The sequence below is a fragment of the Kordiimonas aquimaris genome (genome assembly GCF_025574485.1).
In the GTDB taxonomy this organism is placed as follows: Bacteria; Pseudomonadota; Alphaproteobacteria; order Sphingomonadales; family Kordiimonadaceae; genus Kordiimonas; species Kordiimonas aquimaris.
Genome location: NZ_JAOBPO010000001.1, coordinates 644,989 through 666,705 on the forward strand (window position 1 = coordinate 644,989; position 21,717 = coordinate 666,705).

General features: G+C 46.0%; 19 protein-coding genes. 15 read left to right on the top strand and 4 right to left on the bottom strand.

Annotated features, from left to right (window positions below; translation table 11 throughout):
* Position 1: 1 nt before the first annotated feature.
* From OEU88_RS03035 to OEU88_RS03050, 4 genes are read right to left on the bottom strand one after another with little or no spacing between them, the layout of a single operon-like run.
* Positions 2 to 2,011, bottom strand: a complete 2,010-nt coding sequence (locus tag OEU88_RS03035; RefSeq protein WP_262693623.1) for a hypothetical protein — start codon at positions 2,009 to 2,011, stop codon at positions 2 to 4.
* A complete protein-coding gene (locus OEU88_RS03040; protein WP_262693624.1) occupies positions 2,011 to 3,378 on the bottom strand; it encodes an exosortase-associated EpsI family protein in 1,368 nt (455 codons plus the stop codon). The genes OEU88_RS03035 and OEU88_RS03040 overlap by 1 nt, the downstream gene beginning before the upstream one ends.
* Positions 3,375 to 4,223 carry a DUF4114 domain-containing protein gene (locus OEU88_RS03045; protein ID WP_262693625.1) on the bottom strand — a complete coding sequence of 283 codons (849 nt, stop codon included), beginning with the start codon at positions 4,221 to 4,223 and terminating at the stop codon, positions 3,375 to 3,377. Before OEU88_RS03045 ends, OEU88_RS03040 begins: the two co-directional genes overlap by 4 nt.
* A gap of 1 nt (position 4,224) precedes the next feature.
* On the bottom strand, positions 4,225 to 5,964 hold the full coding sequence (locus OEU88_RS03050) for a sugar transferase (RefSeq protein ID WP_262693626.1): 1,740 nt from the start codon (positions 5,962 to 5,964) through the stop codon (positions 4,225 to 4,227).
* Positions 5,965 to 6,228: 264 nt separating this feature from the next.
* Here OEU88_RS03050 and OEU88_RS03055 point away from each other — a divergent pair, with 264 nt between their 5' ends.
* The 15 genes from OEU88_RS03055 (at position 6,229) to OEU88_RS03125 (ending at position 21,695) form a co-directional block, all read left to right on the top strand.
* Entirely contained in the window at positions 6,229 to 7,491 is a 1,263-nt protein-coding gene (locus OEU88_RS03055; RefSeq protein WP_262693627.1) for a polysaccharide pyruvyl transferase family protein, read from the top strand.
* A complete protein-coding gene (locus OEU88_RS03060) occupies positions 7,484 to 8,734 on the top strand; it encodes a lipopolysaccharide biosynthesis protein (RefSeq protein ID WP_262693628.1) in 1,251 nt (416 codons plus the stop codon). Before OEU88_RS03055 ends, OEU88_RS03060 begins: the two co-directional genes overlap by 8 nt.
* Positions 8,731 to 9,990, top strand: a complete 1,260-nt coding sequence (locus OEU88_RS03065; RefSeq protein ID WP_262693629.1) for a Coenzyme F420 hydrogenase/dehydrogenase, beta subunit C-terminal domain — start codon at positions 8,731 to 8,733, stop codon at positions 9,988 to 9,990. Before OEU88_RS03060 ends, OEU88_RS03065 begins: the two co-directional genes overlap by 4 nt.
* Complete coding sequence (locus OEU88_RS03070; RefSeq protein ID WP_262693630.1) at positions 9,987 to 11,294, top strand: hypothetical protein; 1,308 nt, start codon at positions 9,987 to 9,989, stop codon at positions 11,292 to 11,294. Before OEU88_RS03065 ends, OEU88_RS03070 begins: the two co-directional genes overlap by 4 nt.
* Positions 11,285 to 12,229 (top strand): glycosyltransferase family 2 protein, encoded by a 945-nt coding sequence (locus OEU88_RS03075; protein ID WP_262693631.1) that lies wholly within the window; start codon positions 11,285 to 11,287, stop codon positions 12,227 to 12,229. Before OEU88_RS03070 ends, OEU88_RS03075 begins: the two co-directional genes overlap by 10 nt.
* Positions 12,226 to 13,539, top strand: a complete 1,314-nt coding sequence (locus OEU88_RS03080; protein WP_262693632.1) for a glycosyltransferase — start codon at positions 12,226 to 12,228, stop codon at positions 13,537 to 13,539. The genes OEU88_RS03075 and OEU88_RS03080 overlap by 4 nt, the downstream gene beginning before the upstream one ends.
* Positions 13,533 to 13,931 carry a UDP-N-acetylglucosamine transferase subunit ALG14 gene (locus OEU88_RS03085; protein ID WP_262693633.1) on the top strand — a complete coding sequence of 133 codons (399 nt, stop codon included), beginning with the start codon at positions 13,533 to 13,535 and terminating at the stop codon, positions 13,929 to 13,931. Before OEU88_RS03080 ends, OEU88_RS03085 begins: the two co-directional genes overlap by 7 nt.
* A gap of 68 nt (positions 13,932 to 13,999) precedes the next feature.
* Positions 14,000 to 14,503 (top strand): glycosyltransferase, encoded by a 504-nt coding sequence (locus tag OEU88_RS03090; RefSeq protein WP_262693634.1) that lies wholly within the window; start codon positions 14,000 to 14,002, stop codon positions 14,501 to 14,503.
* Positions 14,496 to 15,356 carry a glycosyltransferase gene (locus tag OEU88_RS03095; protein WP_262693635.1) on the top strand — a complete coding sequence of 287 codons (861 nt, stop codon included), beginning with the start codon at positions 14,496 to 14,498 and terminating at the stop codon, positions 15,354 to 15,356. The genes OEU88_RS03090 and OEU88_RS03095 overlap by 8 nt, the downstream gene beginning before the upstream one ends.
* 5 nt (positions 15,357 to 15,361) lie before the next feature.
* Entirely contained in the window at positions 15,362 to 17,434 is a 2,073-nt protein-coding gene (locus OEU88_RS03100) for a GumC domain-containing protein (RefSeq protein ID WP_262693636.1), read from the top strand.
* Entirely contained in the window at positions 17,418 to 17,897 is a 480-nt protein-coding gene (locus tag OEU88_RS03105; protein WP_262693637.1) for a DNA-binding transcriptional response regulator, read from the top strand. Before OEU88_RS03100 ends, OEU88_RS03105 begins: the two co-directional genes overlap by 17 nt.
* Positions 17,897 to 18,598 (top strand): Hpt domain-containing response regulator, encoded by a 702-nt coding sequence (locus OEU88_RS03110; protein ID WP_262694179.1) that lies wholly within the window; start codon positions 17,897 to 17,899, stop codon positions 18,596 to 18,598. Before OEU88_RS03105 ends, OEU88_RS03110 begins: the two co-directional genes overlap by 1 nt.
* A 155-nt stretch (positions 18,599 to 18,753) precedes the next feature.
* Positions 18,754 to 19,308: a hypothetical protein gene (locus OEU88_RS03115; RefSeq protein WP_262693638.1), complete on the top strand. Its 555-nt coding sequence runs from the start codon at positions 18,754 to 18,756 to the stop codon at positions 19,306 to 19,308.
* Positions 19,309 to 20,084: 776 nt separating this feature from the next.
* Positions 20,085 to 21,143 carry a proline iminopeptidase-family hydrolase gene (locus OEU88_RS03120; protein ID WP_262693639.1) on the top strand — a complete coding sequence of 353 codons (1,059 nt, stop codon included), beginning with the start codon at positions 20,085 to 20,087 and terminating at the stop codon, positions 21,141 to 21,143.
* Between the two features lie 24 nt (positions 21,144 to 21,167).
* On the top strand, positions 21,168 to 21,695 hold the full coding sequence (locus OEU88_RS03125; RefSeq protein WP_262693640.1) for an SRPBCC family protein: 528 nt from the start codon (positions 21,168 to 21,170) through the stop codon (positions 21,693 to 21,695).
* Positions 21,696 to 21,717 lie beyond the last annotated feature (22 nt).

Genomic DNA, 21,717 nt, shown 5'->3' on the forward strand with positions numbered 1-21,717 from the left:
ATCACAACGCTGCCTTAATAGCTGTTTGAATATCCTTTAATGTAGCGTTGTATTCTTGCTGTCCAGGCTCCAGTTTCACAGCTTGGAGTGCCATTTTTTCTGCTCTATCCAAGTCTTTGTTTTTATCAAGAAGTCTTACAGCAAGATTGTTTAATGCCATATGGTTTTCAGGAGAGATTTCCAGAATGGCCCGATAACTGGCAATAGCTAGATTGTAATCTCTATTTTGTTCGCTGTATGCAGCAAGGATTGATAACCTATCGGTAAGGAGCTTCGTGGTGCTTTCAGATGTCACCATTATGCCTCGCGCCTGCATTTCCAGCCTCGAAATGCTGGTCCACCAATGTGCAAGTTCTGCAGGCCCAATATTTCGACCTTCTTCATAATATTTAATGGTTAATCTGAGCGCAGCAATGGCACTATCAGGTTCAGTTTTTGCTGCTGTTGCCAAGTGAGCGTAGGCAGCATCTAGGTCATCAAAATAAGCGTACCCTGCCGACGCTAGTAGCTGAGACGTTGCATCATCTGGTGCCCATTTTAACACAGGCCTTAGTAAACGAAGGCCCTCAGCCATACTATCGTCCGTCTCTTTAGCGATCGCTGAACGTGCTTTGGCAACGCGCCATAATGTGGCTTCATTAGGGCTTTTTTCACGCAACTGTTCCAAAAGTGCAGCTTCAGGTTTGTAACCAGCAGCGAGCGCTGTACGCCATGCATCGAAATTAGAAGAGTCTGCATATAACTTCTGACCCATGCATGATGTGTCGGATTTGCCGCAGCTCTTGGTTTCTTTGTTGATCATGTTTCTTACGAAAACACCTCGATTACCCAGGCCAAGCATTTGAGCATGTTTTTCGTGCTTGCCAGCAAGGGCTTCTTCACCAATGGACCTATATAGGTTTTCGAGTAACTGATGGGCGATAGCGCTCGATGTGACAATGTTTTTCATATTGCTTAATGCGTCGATTGTACGACTTGGGTTGATGGTGTCCGCTTCAAGCTCTTTCAGGAGCTGACCCCAACGGCTAGCGGTATATATACCATGCCGTCTCTTGTACTCATGCTGGTTAAAGCCAGTTCTACACGATTGATTTAGTTGTTTTTGAGCCAAACAAACTATCATATTAACTTCAGCTGGTATGATGCCGCTGTGAGGACGTGTCAGAAAACTTGATAACACATCATATTCTGCACGTTTCCAAAGAAGGCGAGCATGCCTTTTCAACAAACTGCCCGGCATTAAACGGGTTGGTTGGTTTAATAACGCAATTGCGGCAAGCTCATCACCTTGAGAAACAAGCAAAGATGTGGCTACGGCAAGATCGTTGTCAGAAAGTGTGGAAGACAATGACTTTATGTCCTCTTGAGTTAATGTTGTAGCCTGCCGACTTGTTGACTTAGCGGCTAGACGAGCAAATGAACTTGGTATGTCTGGGGCAAGTTGAGATGCAATAGCGAGTAAATCACCGTTGTTTCTCAATAGTTTCAAGATCATTGCCCATTGGAAAAGCGAGGCGTCACTTTCGCTAAATCGGAGCAAATCTTCTTCAGCAGCTTCAAGGTCTTGCAAGCGCAGTGATGCTGATAAGCCTATTAATGCAGCTTTGGCGCCAGATACGCGCCGCGCCAATTTCTGGGCATTATACCAATCGCCGCGAACAAGGTTTGCAGAGGCTTCCGTTAAGCTGTAGCTGGTATCTCTTTGGAGATTCCAGCCTAATTTTGTGAGTAATAGCTGTTGGTTTGTATGTGCATTGTCAGGCAATGGCACTTCCAAACGTGCTTCGCTGAGCAGTTTAACAGCAGCAACGTCTGACTTGCTTCTGCATTTACTTTGAGAAAAATAAAGAGTGAGCTCTTTGATGGCATCTGCATGGTACCCATCGTTTTGGAGAGTGGTCGCTGTGTCTAGCCAATCATTACAACGTTTGTCTGTGATTTTATTATAGCTGATGTAAGCGCCGGCTGCTGCTGCTGCAATGAGCGCTGCGAATGCTACTTTCTTAATCATCACAATGTACTCCATTGAGTTGGGGTCTTTTTGAGAAAATCCAATGCGGTTTGCTGTCGCTTTTTGAGCGGTATAGACGAGGTCTCAACAACCTGTAGACGCAGTGCACCTTTTTCATGTTCAGTCGTAATCGCTGAAGGCTGAACAGTAATCTCGGTTACTGCTTGAATGATGGTATGATTTCGAACGATAAGATGAGTGATCTGAACGCCAGGCGCTAATGTCTCTCGCTTCACTTGTTTCGTTTGCCAGCCCATCGCTTTATAACATTTTTCACTTGAATGTTCGGCCGCCACTCTTGGGTCTCTGTGAAACATTGTTGTCACTAGAAGTGAACGATCATTGTCTGGTGAAGTATATAAACGCCTGACTGCCTGGTCCGCTGAGAGAATTTTAGCCTCGGCTTCGGGAATTGCTTCGTTTTTGCCGATCCAACCAGCCACGTATAAAGGGATGGAAACGGGAGTTTCCACGGTACTTTTGGTGAGGACATTTGTCAGTGTGTGTGATGCTGCAGCAATAATGGAAACTCCAAGCATCACTATAGTGAAGTTGTACGATATCTTCAGGTCAGGCTCTTGTAGGCTGCCATAAATATTCACCCAAATAATAGGTGCTGCCCATGCAATTGGCATGGCTACCCATCCTGCTATGTCATGTAAGTTATCTGTCACATCCGCGGTTAGCGTAAAATTAGCAATGACCAAAATAGCTAAGCGAATGACATTTATAGCAAACGCCAAAGGAAAAGCCGCCAGTGTTATCGCGGTTTTTTCTAGCAATGAGCCGCGATACTGTATCGATGCAGTTAGGCAGCCAATAAAGGATGGTATGAGCAACAATGTACCACTGCAGTCACTGTTAATAGTAACCGCTTGCTCACCCATAATTACTTGTGGGCCTAGTTGATAAAGCGCCATGCCTAGTGTCTGGCCAAACGCCACAAATAGGGCGGCCTCACGTTCAGCCAACCATACGGATATGGAGGTTTCCATTCCTGCAGGTAACGGCAGTGTAGACAGGAAGCAAAACAATATAAGCAAAGTTGCTTTTGGGCTTAACCTGCAAAAATGACCGATTGTCCCGGACAAGAGAATAATTGCAGATACATATTGTAGTTTATCTATCTCAGATATGTTGCCAGCGACAAGCAATAAGCCACCAAGAATTGCCGAATAAGCAAGCATTGATCGTTGTTGCTTTCCCTCGGGCGCTCCCCCGAGGATTAGCCATGCGCTGATAGTGGCTAAGACGAAAATCGACCAGCGGCCAAGGCTGTTGCTGGACATAAGAAACGGCCCCATCAATACTGCGGCAAGTAGGGCTGCCGCGATTGCTGCGATGTTTAAAAAGTTACTGTTTTTCACAAGCCGGCTCTGAATTGGAAACGTTTTCTAGCGCGAGCAGCGAAGAAAAATAACGGCCCGAGTAATGCAGCCAATGGGCCAGGTAATGGTACTGCTTTTGCAATAAGCTCTTTTGCATTTGCTACGCCAATGTCAAGGGCCACCACGACGTCGTTGTAATCCTCATCACCGCCGCCAAACAGGTCTTCTGTGCCAACTAGAACATACGGGCTATCCGGTGTTGCCAGTACTACAAAATGATCTATGCCGTCTGGGTTTAAATCAATGTCTGTGAAGTATGTATCTGTTCCTCCTGAAGCACCGTTCGCAATCAGGAACAAGTTTAGCTGTGTGTCACTTGCAAATTCACCAAGATCAACGAAATCACCGGAAGCTACGGGTGCATACCTCGATCTATAACTACTTCCAGTTGGGTTATAATATGACGATGACGTACTGGCATCAGGCATAATAAGTGAAGCATCGCCAGTAAGAGCCTCTGCGCTGTCACCTGTGTAAACACCTAATGAATTTCTGTATCCTGCGCCTTCGCCAATAAAGTACGCTCGCACATTTGATGTGTTTGTTATTAGTAGATCGTTCGGGCTGAGTGCGATGGATGATAAGTTGCCGATCGACTGGCTCTCAGTCAGCGTATTATTTACAATCGCCTGAAGTCCCGGCAGAGCATTCTGTGAGAATTCTGCTGATTTATCATCGGAGCCAGCCAGTTGTACTGTCCCAATTATATCAAGGCCGAAAGGTCTGGCACTTGATTGAACCGGCGACACAGTGCTGGCGTAACTTGGGTAAAAAGACATACCAGCCAGTGCAATTGCGATGGCTCCTTTATGAAGGTTTTGCATTTTATTCTCCCTTGAGGAATTTGACTTGTACAAACGGTTGCAAAGTGCCGCCTGCAAGTTGGAGGGTTGGGGAAACGGCTCGAACCACTTGGTTCCAGCTTTCTATCCAATTGTCGGGAACGTAAACGATGTCATCAGGCATTAGCTCCAAATCTGGTGCGCGGCCTTTTAGGATGTCTTTGGCATTAACGAGAATTAGTTGACCCTCGACTGCCGAATGAACGCGGATGACGCGCACTTGAGATAACAACGCTGCCGATTTAACAGGCCCTCCAACCTGTGTAAGTGCCTTCAGAAGTGTCATTGGTTCGTTAGAGAAAGGTACTGCGCCAGCACGGGCAACGGCACCTAAAACATATGCTTTCTTGTCGGCCTTGCTTGGTACAAACAGAGTATCACCGGGCAGCAAAGGTACGTTGTGCTCTGATCGGCCATCAATCAACAGTGCCTGCATATCAACAGCTGCAATTGCACCCTGTCTCCAAAGCCTAGCACCGCTAAGGTGGGCGAGTTCAGAAAGGCCTCGTCCCATACTTAAAATTTGAAGAAGATTTGTTGGTCCTTCCATGTAAACTACGCCAGGATTATTGAATTGGCCCAGCAAGTACACTGGGCGGCTGCGATGTGCAGTAATTTGAACAACAACCCATGGTTCGCGGAACTGTCTTGCGAATCCTTTTTTCAGAGCAGTTTGAATTTCCGCAACTGTTGCACCGCCAACTTCCAATTGTTCAAGATAGGGAACCTGTATGAAACCAGCGCCATCAACAGCAACTTCCAGATTGTCCAGGCCTTCCTCACCGAATACGTTGATCAGTAATTTGTCTCCGCTACCTACGCGGTAAATTGGGTCTTGCGGTTCCGTTTGTTCCGAGGGAATGGATACGGGCTCTATGTCAACAATTGAGGGATCCTGACGGGCACCGTATGCCCGCACTTCTTTTTCATATGCAGCATCAGCTTTGATAAATTTTCGTGTCGCTAATCGCTCTCCGCATGCAGTTAGTAGTAAAAGGCAAAAAATAGGAATTATAGCCAAGGTAGTTTTTGGTATTCTCTTGAGTATTTTCTTGGAAATGAATGCTATAGTTAAAGCGATGATCACAAGATCATACTTGGCATTTTGATTGTAAATGTAATCGAGTTCAGCCTCAAACCGAGTTGACCAATCATCGATCAGGCCGTTTGAATCTGCATTATCGAATATACAAACTTGTGCCAAGCTAGTTAGGCCTGGTCGTACTTGTTGACGCCGATTAAAGCCGGGTATTTTTTCCGCTAATTCACTGGCTAATGAGGGTGCAATTGGACGAGGGCCGACCAGCGCCATTTCGCCCTTAACAACATTATATAGTTGAGGAAGTTCATCTAGTTTCATATCTCGCAATATTTGCCCAACAGACGTAATCATTGGGTCACTTCGATCAACACGGCGGGCACGCGACAGGTCTTTGTCTGCACCTACACTCATGGTTCTTATTTTGTAAGCGGTGAATGATTTACCATTCAAGCCAGGGCGTTTTTGACTGTAGATGAAGGGTCCTTTGCTGGTTGATTTGACCAGTACGAGCAGGACCAAGAATAAAGGAGTTAGCAAGATAAGACTTGTTGCTGCGGTAACGCGCTGAAAACCAATCCAGAAAGCCGAGCGGTTTGCTTCTGCATGCCACAGCTGATTTTTCCAATTGTATCGCGCAGAATCATTGTTTGTCAGATTAGTTGATTGCGTTGTTACAGACATACTGGCCTCGTTTATTTCAATTTCTGACGAGTACTAGCGCAATCCACATGCCAACTGGCCGGACCGATTAAGTCGTTGAAAAAGCTTATCTTTTATAGATTTTTGGTTTTTTGCATTCTTTGCAAAATGCGAATTTCATTCGAGTTTGAGAATTTTTCACTGTGCAAATTGCAAAAAGCAAAACGGGTCAATTATTTTTTCTTTATATTTTTCAGTATCTTAAGTGATGCGGTGAAATGGCACAGCGATTGCGACGATAGGGCCATGAAACATTCACGCACATCAGTAGTAATCGCAGGCGCTGCTCCCGACACCGGGAACCACGGCGTCACCGCATTGTGTCATTCTGCAGTGCTTGGCTTGCAAGAGCGAGGCATCGAAGAGTTCACTATATTTGATCATGATCTCGGGATCGGTCCAACAGGCAAGCCTGCTGGTCAGGATGAGTTCCAGACTAAGAGTCTTCCGTTCAAAGCTGGTAAAAGAGTTTATCAGGGCGCCAACATGCACCATGCCCGATTGAAGCAGTTGATGGGAATGAGTTCTCCTCCATTGAGGGCCATGCATGGTTCTGATGCTGTGGTAGATGTTAGTGGAGGCGATAGCTTCACGGACATATATGGCCCAGCCCGTTTTGATCAAATCACGTTGCCAAAATTGATGGCACTTGATGCGAATGTACCTCTTATTTTGATGCCACAAACATACGGTCCGTTTCTTTACAAACGGTCTCGTAAAATTGCTCGCAAAATACTGAGTGAATGCACATTAGCTTTTGCGCGTGACGTCGACAGTTTGGAATATTTGAGAGAACTTCTAGGCGAGAGCTTCGATGAAGATAAACACCGTCTTGGTGTTGATTTAGCGTTTGGTTTACCTGCAATTGGTGACGTTAAAAAACCTTTTGATGCGGTTGGTATTAACGTCAGTGGCCTTCTCTGGAATAAACTAGACAATGCGCGTGAGCAATTTGGTCTTAAGGCTAATTATCGTGGTGTGTTGGCCAATCTTTGTCGTCACATTCTTAAAACCACTCAAGTTTCTATTTTATTAGTGCCTCATGTAACACCAGGTGGTGGCGGGGAAAGCGACTTGCCTGCGTGTCGTGCACTAAAGGCTAGTTTGCCTGAACACTTTCGTTCGCGGGTTCTCATTGAAGAAAACGCCCGGACGCCAGCTACTTTGAAAGGCGTTATAGCTCAAACCCAATGGTTTGCTGGGGCTCGGATGCACGCAACAATAGCTGCTCTATCATCAGTGGTACCTGTTGCCAACATGGCATACAGCGGAAAAGCCCGCGGAGTATTCGCTTCGTGTAAAGCGGCAGAACATGTCTTTGATATGCGCACTATGCGGACGGACGAGCTAACCAATGCGCTGATCGAAGATTTTGAAAACCGAGACAAGAACCACACTGCATTACGCTCTCAGGTGCTCCAGGTAAAACGCCAATGGGCATATCAGATGGATGCAATAAGTGCTGCGATTAAAGCTTGCGCAAACCTGAAGGAAAAAGCATATGCTTAATCCATCTCAAGCACACAAGTTTGGCTATGTTGCTTCAAATCAGTTGCTTACTGAGTTGTGTGTTTTTGCCCGGAATGTGATCGTTGCCAGGATTGTTGGTGCAGAGACATTGGGAGAATTTATTTTCCTAGTTTTGAGCATCCGGCTGTTTGCAATGTCAACAGATCTCGCTGCTGAGCGCCACATTATCAGTGTCAAAGATAAAGAAATTGATGGTGCTCTGGCTGCTGCTCATTTCACAGCGCGTATACGTGGTGGTTTGCTGGCCATTATCTTGCTTTTCATGGGTTTGTATAATGTTCAAGGCATTAGCTTTTTGAGCTATTTACTACTTGCACTTGCCGCCTTGGTTCGTGGGTATACGCATCAAGGTTATAGGTTGCACCAGCGCTCACTTAATTTTCGCCCTGCGCTTTGTGTGGAAGGTGTCACTGTTGTTTTAGGTACAATCGGTGTCTTTTTCGCTACCTCAATGGCACCTACTCTAGAAGCGGTATGTGCTTGTATGTTGTTGCAAGGTTTCATGCATACAGCTCTTTCACACATTATGTCTGATGCAGCGTACCGCTCTGATTTTGATATGCAAAAGCTTAACAAGCTATTCCACTTTGGCACGCCTCTATTGCTAACAGGCGTTACCATGTTCTGGAGTATGCAAGGAGAGCGAGTAATTCTTTCTGCATTGTTGCCAGCAGATGCCTTCGCCCATTTCTCAATGATGTTCCAGCTAGCACTTGTGCCGGTTCTTGTTCTTAGTCGCATGACATTAACCATTGGTTTGCCAATGTTTGCCGCTGAGAGGGAAAACAGCGAGAACTTTGAATACAAATTAAAGAATGTTCATATCTGGATATATGGGCTCGCTGTTTTCTTTATGGCTGGCTTTATATTCTTTGCTAATCCCTTGTTAACGCTGATGTTTGGCGCTGACTTTAAAGCTGAAACAATCGCGATTTTTCTTGTGGCATTTGCGCAAGCACTTCGTTTGTGCCGGGCCCCACAATCAGTGGCGGCTCAGGCTCTGGGTCAAACTGACATACCTTTCAAAGCTAACCTTGTGCGCGTTTTTGCGGTTTTAGTCGCGATTACGAGCGTGATGTCAGGTGGTTCCCTTGTCACTTTATTAATTATTGCTTGTTTTGGCGAAGGCGCTGCCTGGACAGCTCAAGGCTTAATGTTTTCGTTGCGTAATCGGCGCACTCAACAGATTCAAGCACCACAGCCACAGGAGATTTTACAATGATCCGTCAGCCTTCCTCCCTGAAAGATGTTGTAGAAAACCGTATGTGTACGGGCTGTGGTGCTTGTGCTGCAATGGCCCCTCTCTTTGTTAAAATGGCAGAAACTGAAGACGAAAACCGGCGTCCTATTATTGATCAGTCCATTGGTGCTGATACGGAAGCTTTGCTTTTACAATCTTGTCCGTCAGTAACAGGCGAGGTTTCGACAGATACATCGGATGTTGGGCAGGCGTGGGGACCTATAGAGCAGATATGGGAAGGTTTTGCTGTAGACAAAACAATCCGTTTTAAAGGATCAAGCGGAGGCGCGGTTACCGCACTTTCTCTTTTCGCTATCGATATGCTCGATTTCGGCGGCATTTTGCATGTGAAAGCTAGCAAAGATAACCCTGCCTTAAATGAAGCACGTTTGAGTAAATCATATGAAGAACTGATGGAGGGTGTTGGCTCACGTTATGCGCCTGCAAGCGTATGTGACAGTCTTGATCTAGTTGCAGATGCAACAGATGCCTGCGTTGTGATTGGTAAACCGTGTGATATCGCTGGTGTGAACAAGGTTGCAAAGAATGATACGCGTGTAGCTGCCAATTTAGGCCTGACAATATCAATTTTCTGCGCCGGTACGCCGAGCCACCGTGGCACCAAAGCGTTGCTTAAGCACCTTGCGCCGGCAACGGCTGCGAAATTGGAGAGCTTGAAATACCGAGGTGATGGTTGGCCAGGTGATATGGAAGCGCGCTGGAAAGCGTCTAATGGCCAAATTGAAGCACATTCAACAAGCTATAGTGATGGGTGGGGTAACATCCTGCAAAAGCATCGCCAATGGCGCTGCCATACATGTGCTGACCACACTGGTGAGGAAGCTGATATTTCGGTTGGTGACCCATGGCAGACACCAATTGATGCCGACAACTATGGGAAATCTTTGATCATTGCTCGCACTAAGCGCGGACAGGAATTTTTGCGCCGTGCTATTGCGGCTGGTTATTTACAGGCCGAACTTCGTGACCCAGAGATATTATTCGACGCACAACCCAATCTGTTCGCTGCAAAAGGTGCGGTTTGGGGGCGTAGTATCGCGATACTTTTAGTGGGCCGTAAAGCTCTGTCGTTACGAGCAGATAGTTTCAATTGTTGGGTCGCATTGCCTTTCAGAGCAAAAGCACAATCACTTGTTGGTACCTTCAAGCGTGTTGTCACTAAGAAACTTTACCTACGGAAGAAAACGAACTGGCTTAAGGAAGGGTACTTTTCTTGAGCACAGCCACTACATATAAACCTGCGGCTAAGTGGCCAGCTCTTCCAGTGGTAATTTTACTGTTAACTTTTACCTTGCCACCAGAAACCTCTTTGTCGGTTGGTTCTCTGCGGTTGTCTCCTTACCGCGTTACGTTGATAGCATTGATTGTTCCGGCAATTAACATGCTGTTGCAGGATCGCCACAACCCTGCTGGATGGCCGGATGGATTAATGGCAATGCACGGCCTTTGGGCTGGTTTGTCTTTAATTGTTACGATGGGTTTATCTGAAGGCATTGAAACTGCTGGCATATACTTTGTTGAAACATTCGGTGCCTACGTTGTGGCACGTGCTTATATCAAAACAACAGATGATTATGCCGCTGTTTTAAAGTTGATATTTACTGTTGCAGCAGGCCTTTTGATTTTTGCTGCCGCTGAATCTTTCTCCGGTACGCACATACTGCGTGAACCATTCAAAGCTATTTTTGGTGGCTCTGGACCACATTACATTGAACCGCGCCTTGGCTTAACTCGTGCGTTTGCTTCATTTGAACATCCTATTTTGTTTGGCGTTTTTTCTGCCAGCGCGTTTGCGGGTACATATTACATTCTGGGCAATGCGCAGCTTAACCTTGCAAGCGTGAAAAAACTTGCTGCTATCGGGATGGCGACATTCTTCTCTTTGTCTGGTGGCCCCTTTACGGCTTTGGCACTTCAAATGGGTATTATTGCCTGGGATCGATTTACGGCAGGAGTAGCTAACCGATGGACGATCTTGCTGGCGATAATGGCGGCTGCTTGGTTGGTTCTAACTATGGCTTCGAACCGTTCACCCATACTTGTATTCATCTCTTATCTGACTTTTAGTGCAAACAGCGCTTATAACCGCGTGCACATATGGAATTATGGTACTGCTGAAGTAGCACGCCACCCAATCTTTGGTATTGGTTTGAATGACTGGATACGGGCTCCATGGATGAGCTCGAGCATGGACAACTTTTGGCTGCTGACAACTGTACGTTATGGTTTGCCTGCGTTGCTTTTCCTTCTGCTATCGCTAGTGATTATTGGCATGCGCCAAACGCGCCAAAAATCAACCAGCGACGCCAACAAGAATGCACGCAAATCATGGTTGGTAACTCTATTAAGTTTCACCCTTGCTGGCCTGACAGTTCATTTCTGGAACTCATTGATGGTGCAGTTCTTCTTCTTGATTGGTTGTGGTGTTGCTTTGACGCAAGAACACCGACCTTCGCAAGCTAAACAACAGTTTACACCTCAAAAATCACCCCAAATACAGGAGAGGCTCTTATGGATTTGAGCATCATAATCGTCAATTGGAATACACGCGCTATGTTGCGAGATTGCCTGCATTCAGTCTTTGATGGCAGCCCTAAAGGCAGTTTTGAGGTTCTAGTGGTTGATAACGCATCAAATGATGGCAGTGCAGCTATGGTGTCCAGAGAATTTCCAGCTACGAGGCTTTACTGCAATAGTGAAAATGTTGGTTTTGCCGCAGCGAACAACCAAGTGATTCAAAGAGCAAGAGGCAGGTATATCTTGCTTTTGAATTCAGACACCCTTGTTCATGGTGATGTTCTTCAGCAATCAATAGAATTTATGGATTCAGATTCAAATGCAGGTGCAATGGGGTGTCGGGTTTTAAATAGAGATGGAACGCTTCAACATAGCACAAGCCAATTCCCTTCTTTCCTGAATTTGACAATGCAAACATTGGGATTGGACCGCATAAACGGTGTTCCATTTTTTAAACGTTACCGCATGTTGGATTGGGATAGAACGACGACACGGAATGTAGATACTGTGTCTGGATGTTATATGATGGTGCGCCGTGAATGTGTCAATGAAGTTGGCCTTTTGGATGAACGTTTCTTCTTTTTCGGTGAAGAGACCGATTGGTGCAGGCGAATGAGAGCAGCTGATTGGGATGTGGTGTTTGCGCCTGTAGGCGAAATAACACATTTTGGTGGAGGCAGTTCTGGAGGCCTTAATCACAAGCGCGATGTTATGCTTTCGGAAGCAACCGTGAAGTTACACCGAAAGTATAATGGTCCTGTTGTTTCTTTAGCCGTGTTTCTTTTGTTGTTTGTTTTCAATAGCAGCCGTTTTGTTTTCTGGTGGTTCCAGTCACGCCGTGCAAATGGTCGAAATCATTTGGTGCGGATGAAGCATTTCTTCAATGTAACAGTTAGTTTTGCTGCTGCATGGCCGACAGGCAAGGGGACAATGTCATGAATTGGCGGCCTAAAGTAATGGCACTTGCCCCGTATTGTGATGGTACAGATGTTGGTGAAGCCTGGTGTGCCTATATGTGGATCAATGAATTGTCAAAGCAGGCTGACGTAACATTAATTTCATTCGAGCGCCCCGGTAGAAAGCCACTGAGCGAACAATTGCCGGATGTAACCGTTATTTCAAAACTTGAACCATCGTGGACGCGCCGATTTGAACGGATTAACGCAATGGCGAAGCTGTCATATCCTGCATATTACAGGTGGGCCAAACGGCAGATTAAAATTCTTCTGAAAACTGATACTGCGTTTGATATTGGCCATCAATTTTCGCCGATCGCTCTACGCTTTCCGTCACCGTTCAAGTGTTTTGATTTGCCTTATTTTTTAGGCCCTCTGGGGGGTAGTCTTTCAACACCATCTGCGTTTGAAAAAGAATGTGGAAGTGCTGCATGGTACACGCGATTTCGTAGCCTCGATAAGTGGCGGTTGTCCTTAGACCCAATGTTGAAAAGTAGTTATAGGAAAGCTTCGGGTATTCTTGGAGTAGCTCCTTATGTCGAAGATGCGATAGGTCATACTAATATACGCCGATTTAAAGTGATGAGCGAGCTTGGCATTACTGAACTTCATGAAAGATCCAGTTCAAAGTTCTCTCATGCAGGTTTGCGTCTTTTACACGTGGGCCGCGGTGTCAGAACTAAGGGACTTCGTGACTGCGTAAGAGCAATGGAATTGCTTCGTGATGTACCTGGAATTCACCTCGATGTGGCGGGTAAAGGTGAAGAAATGGAGCTATGCAAAGAGTTGGCTGAAGATTTAAATATCAGCCATTTAATAACGTTTCATGGTCAAATAACACGAGAAGAAGTGGATACACTTTACTCTAGAGCAGATGTGTTTTGCTTCCCGAGCTTTCGTGAGCCGAGTGGTAGTGTTGTCTTTGAAGCATTAAGTCATGGGTTACCTGTAATTGTAGCTGACCGCGGTGGGCCGGGCCATGTTGTAGACGACAGTTGCGGGTTTAAGGTCGCGGTAACCGAGCCAGATTTGTTTGCAGGGCAAATTGCGACTGCGGTTCGCACGCTTGCTTCTATGCCAGAGCTTCGTCGGCGTTTGTCCGATGGAGCAATCCAAAAAATGACCAAAATCGGCCTTTGGCCAGCAAAAATTGCACAACTTTTATCAATGTACGAACATGTTCTAAACATACCTCAAAATAAGAAGGAGACATCGTCATCATGCCTAAATCACAGAAAAAAACCAAAATCCTTGCCGTTGCTTCCGGAGGAGGCCATTGGATCCAAATGCTAAGGCTACGGCCTGCCTTTCGTGATTGTGATGTTACTTATGTCACAGTGAATCTAGGTTCTAGGTCTGAAGTTGGTGACAGCCCGTTTTATGTCATTCCAGATGGAAACCGTGATACGAAGTTATCGCTTATTCTGATGGCAATCCGTGTTTTATATCTGGTGTTACGTGTGCGCCCAAATGTTGTAGTTTCCACGGGTGCTGCACCAGGTTATTTTGCTTGTCGCTTTGCCAAGTTGGTTGGGGCAAAGAGCCTCTTTATTGATAGCGTTGCAAATGCTGAAGAAATGTCTCTGTCAGCTAAACTTGCTACATCCCATGCTAGCCGTGTGTTCAGTCAGTGGCCAAGAGTGGCTGAAAAGTTTGGCGTAGAGTGTCACGGGAGCGTTCTCTAACTAAATTGCGACTGGCACAGGCATTGCTCCTTCTAGGACAGAAAACAAGTCCTAGAAGGAGATTTTTTATGATTTTTGCAACTGTTGGAACCCAATTACCATTTGATAGATTAATTACGTCATTGGAAAAATGGTCATTGAAACAGAATGTTAGTGGTTGCTTTGCCCAAGTGGGTCCAGAAGGAAAGGTGCCTCAGCATATAGAAAGTGCGGCCACATTAACACCTTTGCAATTTGCAAAACAGGTTGCGGATTGCAAAGTCATTGTTTCGCATGCTGGTATGGGCACCATTCTGACTGCCTTGCAACATTGCAGACCAATTATCGTTATGCCCCGGCTTGTTAAGTTTGGCGAACACCGGAATGATCATCAATTGGCGACCGTTTCAAACCTTGAAGACCGTGAGGGCATCCATGTTGCGCGAAGTGAAGACGAATTATTTGAGAAATTAGATGCCATAGCATCTCTTGAAACTGGGGATGGTGCATCCGTTTCCGCTGAGCCTCAACTGCTTTCGGCAATTGGTCATTTCATCATGAGCAACGGTGCTTCGGGAGACACTCATGCCTAGTATGCCTAAATGTACTGTTATTATCCCCGCATTTAATGAAGAAGCGGCGATTGGTGGAACCCTTGGTGCTTTGCAGACAGGTATGTTTCCGGGTGAGTTTGATATTATCGTTGTGTGTAATGGATGCACGGATCAGACAGTCAGAAAGGCACATAGTGTAGCGCCGAGCGCTAAAGTCGTTGATATTCAATTACCGTCAAAGACGATGGCTTTAAATGTTGGTATCGCTGCAGCAAAACATAAACCGATCGTTTTCCTTGATGCGGATATCAAAACAAGCCCGGAAGCGGTGCGCTCACTTGTGAACACCCTTCTTGATGGCGGTATTTACCTTGCATATGGAAATGCGTTTCTACAAACGAGAGAAAGCAGCGTAAACGTTAGAGCTTTTTATCGTGCTTGGTCTCAAAATGGCTACTTTGATAATCGTAAAGTCGGTGGTTTTTTTGCTATAAGTTCTGCTGGATTAAAGTGTCTGGGTACTTTTCCTGATGTCATTAATGATGATGAGTTTGTGCGCCGCCAGTTGAGCGAGCGCTCTCTTTGGGTTGAACACGCTCAGTATGTCGTTCGGGCACCACTAACGCTCAAAAGCCTTATGAAGGTTCGTAGTCGCGTATACAGAGGAAATGCTCAATTGGAGCGCTCGGCGTTTGCTTTAGGAGCGTGGCAGAAATTCAAGAATGCCTGTATTTTTTTAGGAAGGTTGTTTGTTCGCCCAATGCTTTGGCATGGTGCTATCGTTTTTCTGTCAGTTTCTGTTGCCGCACATATCCGAAATCGTTTGTTCGTTGGCAAAAAACCAACCTGGGAGCAAGATCAAAGTGCTCGCAATATATGTGCTGAGGTGTAAGCACCATGAGTGTTCAAGGCATAGATGGTGATGCTGCCGAAACTGTTGGCAATCCTGCTTTATGGCAAGTTAAGGATTTTGTGGAGGAAAATGCTCCAGCACCGGTGAATCCAGTTAAAGCTGTAACCCGCATTTACCGTGGACAATGGGGTAAGCTCGCCGGTTTGGCCTTGTTGCTGGGACTCGGTTTTGCATTCATTGCTTACACCGTTGTTAAGCCTGTTTTTGAAAGCCAGGGATTGGTACGTGTTGTCGCAAAAGAACCCAAGATATTATATGCTGATAATGATGATAGCCGCTTGAGGCTTTACGATGCTTTTGTTTCAGCAGAGGCTACATATATACAAAGCCAACAAGTGCTCTCGCGTGCCCATGAAATTCTGATCGAAAAACTGGATGATCAAGGTTATGTGGGGCCACGCCCTCGATTAAGGGACGTTATCGATGCGCTTGAAGTCAAGAAATTAAAGGGCTTAATTGCGGTTAGCGGGAAGAGTACTGATGGCACCAGAGCGCAGCAGCTTGTAAACGCTCTCCTCGCCAGCTATGCGGAGCTTCATGAGCGGCAGTCTGACTCGCGGCAAATCCTTCGTGCACGTGAACTAGAGGTGCGCGTTCAAGAACTTATGGCAAAGCAGTATACCTTGAACAAGGAATTGCTGGAGGTTGGAGAAGAATACGATGCGTCTTCTTTAGCAAAGGCGCATTTAACCAAAGTGACTCAACTCGAGGAATTGGATATTCGCGTTGGAGAATTGACCAACACCTTGGTGGAAATGGAGACGACGGACGGTGCACTTGATGCAGATACAGGAGACATGGAAATCAAACGGGCCACGTTGTTGGACCGCGCCATGGCTGACATGGTCTTTGAACGGGCAAAACGCGCTGCTGAATTGGAGAAACTGAAATTGCGCTACATGTCAGAGCACCCGAAAGTAGCAAATTTAACTGCTTCTTTGCAGGTGATTGATGATGCTATCGAGTCCCGCCGCCGCCTTATTGCAACACTTGGTAAGACAGGTGCAATCACTGGTGCTGACGGTGCCGCAAAATCGCAATCATTGGCAGAATTAAATGCACTGAAAAGGAAGTTAATAGCGCGCCGGAATGAACTCTCTATCAACGCCAAAGATCTCAACAGTAAACTCATTCAACTCAAGCGTATTAACGCTGAACAATTCCAGATCGCAGGGATGCTTGCTGAAACACGCCGCATACTTGACCAAGTGCGTCTGGAAAGCAGGAATAGTCTACCAGGAACGATTGAAGTGCTTTCCCGCGGCAACATGCCTGATTCAGCAGCTAGTGACAAGCGTGCTCAATTTGCCATGGTTGGGTTCATGGCGGGTTGTTTTTTTGCGGCAGTTTTACTCTTTGCACGAAGACAGCTGTCTTCCAGCATAATATACAGTGACGATGTTGAAATTGCGCCTTCACATGCAGGTGTAGATTTAGCTGTGTTGTCACCGGCCCCAACCTGTTCCGATATGGCAATTTTCTTGAGCCAATTGCAATTCAGCGGGCATTGGAGAAGAGACAGAACCAATGTTATTAGCATTGTTCGCTTCGATCCAGAGACGCATGTTCCGCTAACTCCACTGGCCGAAGTTGCAATCCATCAGGGGTTAAAGACCTTAGTCGTTTGTGCAGCTGATGATGGAGCCAATGAAAATTCTGGATTTATTGAAAGCATATGTTACGGCGAAGAAATTAGGATAAGTACAGAGAGCTCCTTTGACTACATATCATTTGGGAGCAGAGGAAGGGCCGAGGGCTATAGTATTGATGCTGCCAGAAACTGGCTACAAAAGCACGCTCAGCAATACGATCTGGTTTTAATTTACACAGGAGTGGTGGAACAGCATTATTCTACGCGGGTTTTACCTTCTCTGTCTGATCTCACAATCGCTTCTATATCCCCAGGTAATGAAAAGCGCCTTGTTCGACGTTTTACTTCTCAATGTCAGAATTTAGTCCCCTTGTTTTTTGGCGCACGCAAAGACGACCCCAATCTTGCCCAAACTGAAACCAAGTCAACCTCACCGAAAGGATTTGATGATGCAAAAGCTGCGTAAACTACTAATACTCGATGATGACCCACACTATTCTGGCATGCTTGCCCTTAAGCTTCGCATGCAGTTTCCAGAATTGTTAATTAGCTCAAGTGAGCGTGACACTGTGTTAAGCGGATATGACATTTATATTCTTGATAATGATTTTTCAGGGGAAAAATGCGGAGCCAAACTCGCAGAAGAAGTGCGGCAGGTCACGCCTGAAAGTCTGGTGGTCGTTTTGTCAGGCACTCTTGAATTTTCTCTGCTGAAACGGCTCGTTAATTGTCATGCTGCAGGCGTTTTCGATAAAAGCAGTGATGCTGACATTGAAGCCATGAAAGTAATGATAGAGCGTTATCTTATGGCTACACCTGTTCAAGCGTCGCTCCCAAAACACTCAATTAAAAGCACAGTTAGCAACGTTAAAGAGCTGATTGCCGAGTGGAATCGTAAGCTGGCGTTCGAAGAGAGGAGGGTTCAGTGATGTGTAAAACGGGCAAAAGAATACTCATTGTTGAAGATACAGATAGTATTGCGCTACTTTTGGAAGCGAACCTTCGTCAACAAGGGTATGTGCCAGAAGTGGCCGGCACGGTAAAGCAAGCACTTGAGTGCTTTAAAAAAGCTGAAGCTGGACCAATACCATATGACTTGTTGTTACTTGACGTGAGCCTGCCAGATGGGAACGGACTCTCCTTGCTAGAGCAATTGGTCTCTCTTGAAAACTGTCCTCCTATATTTGTTTTAAGTGCAGATGGTTCTTCAATAGCAAAAGAAAATGCACGCTTATCGGGTGCATCCATGTTTTTTGAAAAGCCGTTTAATTTTCCGCGGCTTAATGAGGCGATCAATCAGCATATCGTGCATAAAAAGCCTGAGCGTTATGCTGTATGTGATGTAGATATTGAGGCCGAAAAAAAAGCGCTGACAAAAAGCTACCGCGATTATCTTAAAAATGTAGCTGAGCAGCTCCAAGGTGGTATGTCACATAAAGCCCTCACATCGTTACTCCACCAATTGAAAGGTAGCGCACACTTGTACGGCCTTAATCGATTGTCGGAATTGTCAACAGCGTTGGGAGAGCAACTTATTAACCTGGGACCTAAAGCGGCGCCTGAGGTTAAATCGGTTCTCAGGCAAGAGATAATTGTTGATGTTGACTCAAATTCAATATTTGCAGATTAGGAAGCAATATTTTCATTTTGCAAAAGGTACTTATGTAACTGCTAAGCCGCAATAATAGATGTATAAATAGTCATTATATAACAATAACTTAAACCGCATTCATTGGAGCGGTTTTTGCAATGGTTTTTCCAGAAATATTATCTGGAGAAATCTAAATGTTAATCAAGCTTAACAGAAAAATATTAGCGTATTCCCACATTGGTATATGTTTAATTTTGTTGGGGCACAATCAAGCGTTTTCGTCAGATTACTACTTCCGGCCAACCAGAGTCGCAATGGTTCATAGCTGGACTCCTGACTTAGAATTTGTTGTTTCAAACCCAAGCGATAAACCTGTTTTACTCAACCTCAGTACTGCTGAAGTTGGAATCATGAATGCTAACCTGAAAAGTAGAGTTAGCGCCTTAAAAGTTTTCCCAAAACGTGTCCTCTTGCAACCAGGTGAGAGCAGGGCGATCACAATCGAACACGATACACAATCTATGCAGTCGTCGTATGAAATAGTAGTGGACCAGGTGCCCATTTGGTTTGGTAAGCCGGGTGGTGTTAAAATGCCAAAAACAATGACTGTTACCCGTTATACTGCGGAGGTTATTGCGCGCTCTGGCGGGGAAGCGAGAAAACAGTTTGCCGTTTCCGGTTTCTCTACAAGTTCTCAACTCGATTTGTATCGCGAATTTGCGAATATTGAGGATGTGCGTAAACGATGATTTTGAAGACTAGTGATGTGTCAGAAAATCTAATTTTGAATTTAAAATATCCACGGCGTAAGCCAGCCGTTTAGTTACATGGGCCGCCGGTATGATGCGGCTATCCAGGTTGCGTCCGGCGTACTTCTCGAAGGCAAAAGGTTTGTGGACGCTGTTCTAGATATCAATGTTGGTGAAACGTTAGTTGTAGGCGCTGTGGCCACAATTGGTTTTAGAGCCTTGAAACAAATCAACAAACTGAGGCAGCTACACAAAGATTATAAATATGTAAAACAAAGTGTTCGACAAAGTCGGCGAAGAAACCACACGAGAAATAAGGAAGCGGAAGGCATCACGAAAACAAGGGCCAGCCAGGCCATCAGCCTATGAAGCTAGTGGTAAGCTGACTGGTGATGGCCGTTTAGACAGAGTTTAAATGCCATTTAAGGCAGAGGCTAAAATGGGCGTGAATTTAGCTAATTGCGTGGGGTCCATTTTGTGCCCACAGTGTGACTGAGATGAGTAATCTTTCGCTTTCGCGTCCCGGATAATCCCGTATCTTCCCGCCAAATCCCGGTATTTCCTGTAATTTCCGGACTAAATATGATCATCATTCTTATAGGAATATACTCCGAAGGCAGAGGCCAGAGGTTCGAATCCTCTAGGGTGCGCCATTTTCTCTTTACCTTATTCCCTATACCTTAGCTTTGTTCACATATGTGTGCGCCGTGTTGGTTTTTGCCGGGGTGCATGCTAGCGTTTGCGCGCTAATGGCTGGCAAACTTAAGGGGGAACTCATGCGTTCATTATTCACGGTGGCATTCGCTGCGCTTTTTGCGCTTTCGGCATGCAATAGCAGCGAGACGGCAACACCAACCAACACTGGCGCAGATGCGCAAACATCAACGGAAGCTGTTGTACAGGAAAGCAAGGGAACGCCGACAGTGGGCGAAGGGCGGTTGATCCCTGTGCACACTGAAAAAGGCACCTTTAATGTGTGGACCAAAAAGGTCGGTGACAACCCGACCATAAAGGTTTTGTTGCTGCACGGTGGCCCCGGCATGACACATGAAATTTATGAAGTGTTCGGCGAGCATTTTCCGGATGAAGGCATAGAGTTTTACTATTATGACCAGCTCGGGTCTTATTTCTCTGATCAGCCTGATGAGCCTGATCTCTGGACAACGGCGCGGTTTGTTGAGGAGGTTGAGCAGGTGCGCATAGCACTTGGTTTGGGGCCGGATAATTTCTACCTGTTTGGTCAGTCGTGGGGTGGTATTTTAGGCATTGAATATGCCCTCAAGTATCAAGCGAACCTTAAAGGCCTCATCATCTCGAACATGATGGCCAGCATTCCTGCCTACAATGATTATGCAGCCAATGTGTTGATGGCAGACATGGACCCGGCCGTTCTTGCGAAATTGAAAGCGATTGAAGCCGCCAAAGATTATAGCAACCCAGAGTATGTCTCATTGTTGATTGAACATCATTATGTTGATCATGTGCTGCGCATGCCAGCTGATCAATGGCCTGATGCCATTAATCGCAGCTTCGGCCATGTGAACAACGATGTTTACATTCCAATGCAGGGGCCAAGTGAACTGGGCGCCAGTGGCCTGCTTGAAAACTGGGACCGTACAGCTGACTTGTCCAAAATCACGGTGCCAACGCTGATTATTGGTGCGTCGCATGATACGATGGATCCTGCGCATATGGAGTGGATGGCCGGCCAAGTTGCCAATGGCCGCTTTCATCTGTGTCCGGGTGGCTCACACCTGTCGCAGCTAGACGATGAAGACGTGTTCTTTGAGGGTCTTATTCGCTTCTTGCGCGATGTTGATAGTGGTGCGTTTTAGCTAATAACTTAAGCGAGGTGTATAATGATTGACGTGACAAAAATGATAGGTGGTATCTGTTTGGGCAGCATGCTTTTTGTGCCTTCTGCGCTGGCTGATATCGTCAAGGCAAAAGCAGACCACTATACCTTAAAGCATGAAGCAACCTCTGATATGGCACCGGCTGTTCTGTGGGCACGGTTGATACAGCCCGAGATATGGTGGCACCCTGAACATAGCTATTCTGGCGTTTCGGCAAACTTGTCGCTGGATGCAACGGCGGGTGGTTTGTGGAGAGAAGACTGGGCGGGTGGTTCGGTGGCGCACGGCGAGGTTTTATCTGTGCAAACGGGAAAACAGCTGCGACTGAACGCCCCGTTTGGGCCGTTGCAGGGTCTCGGTGTTAATGTTGTCTGGACCATCACCATCACACCTGAAGGTGACGGATCCAAAGTTACGTTTGATGAAATTGCAAATGGTACTTCGGAAAGTGGTCTGGATGCTTTGGCGCCAGCTGTTGACTTTGTTAAAGGTGAGGCAATCAAAAGGCTTGCCACGTCCAGCCTGGAATAGCTAAATCATATTAGCCGTGTTG

Bases quoted from the DNA above. Each gene is read 5' to 3' on its own strand.
- OEU88_RS03055 (WP_262693627.1), top strand. From the start codon at position 6,229: ATGAAACATTCACGCACATCAGTAGTAATCGCAGGCGCTGCTCCCGAC.
- OEU88_RS03075 (WP_262693631.1), top strand. From the start codon at position 11,285: ATGGATTTGAGCATCATAATCGTCAATTGGAATACACGCGCTATGTTG.
- OEU88_RS03115 (WP_262693638.1), top strand. From the start codon at position 18,754: ATGTTAATCAAGCTTAACAGAAAAATATTAGCGTATTCCCACATTGGT.
- OEU88_RS03100 (WP_262693636.1), top strand. From the start codon at position 15,362: ATGAGTGTTCAAGGCATAGATGGTGATGCTGCCGAAACTGTTGGCAAT.
- OEU88_RS03085 (WP_262693633.1), top strand. From the start codon at position 13,533: ATGCTAAGGCTACGGCCTGCCTTTCGTGATTGTGATGTTACTTATGTC.
- OEU88_RS03125 (WP_262693640.1), top strand. From the start codon at position 21,168: ATGATTGACGTGACAAAAATGATAGGTGGTATCTGTTTGGGCAGCATG.
- OEU88_RS03120 (WP_262693639.1), top strand. From the start codon at position 20,085: ATGCGTTCATTATTCACGGTGGCATTCGCTGCGCTTTTTGCGCTTTCG.
- OEU88_RS03080 (WP_262693632.1), top strand. From the start codon at position 12,226: ATGAATTGGCGGCCTAAAGTAATGGCACTTGCCCCGTATTGTGATGGT.
- OEU88_RS03035 (WP_262693623.1), bottom strand. From the start codon at position 2,011: ATGATTAAGAAAGTAGCATTCGCAGCGCTCATTGCAGCAGCAGCAGCC.
- OEU88_RS03110 (WP_262694179.1), top strand. From the start codon at position 17,897: ATGTGTAAAACGGGCAAAAGAATACTCATTGTTGAAGATACAGATAGT.
- OEU88_RS03065 (WP_262693629.1), top strand. From the start codon at position 8,731: ATGATCCGTCAGCCTTCCTCCCTGAAAGATGTTGTAGAAAACCGTATG.
- OEU88_RS03105 (WP_262693637.1), top strand. From the start codon at position 17,418: ATGCAAAAGCTGCGTAAACTACTAATACTCGATGATGACCCACACTAT.
- OEU88_RS03095 (WP_262693635.1), top strand. From the start codon at position 14,496: ATGCCTAGTATGCCTAAATGTACTGTTATTATCCCCGCATTTAATGAA.
- OEU88_RS03090 (WP_262693634.1), top strand. From the start codon at position 14,000: ATGATTTTTGCAACTGTTGGAACCCAATTACCATTTGATAGATTAATT.
- OEU88_RS03050 (WP_262693626.1), bottom strand. From the start codon at position 5,964: ATGTCTGTAACAACGCAATCAACTAATCTGACAAACAATGATTCTGCG.
- OEU88_RS03060 (WP_262693628.1), top strand. From the start codon at position 7,484: ATGCTTAATCCATCTCAAGCACACAAGTTTGGCTATGTTGCTTCAAAT.
- OEU88_RS03045 (WP_262693625.1), bottom strand. From the start codon at position 4,223: ATGCAAAACCTTCATAAAGGAGCCATCGCAATTGCACTGGCTGGTATG.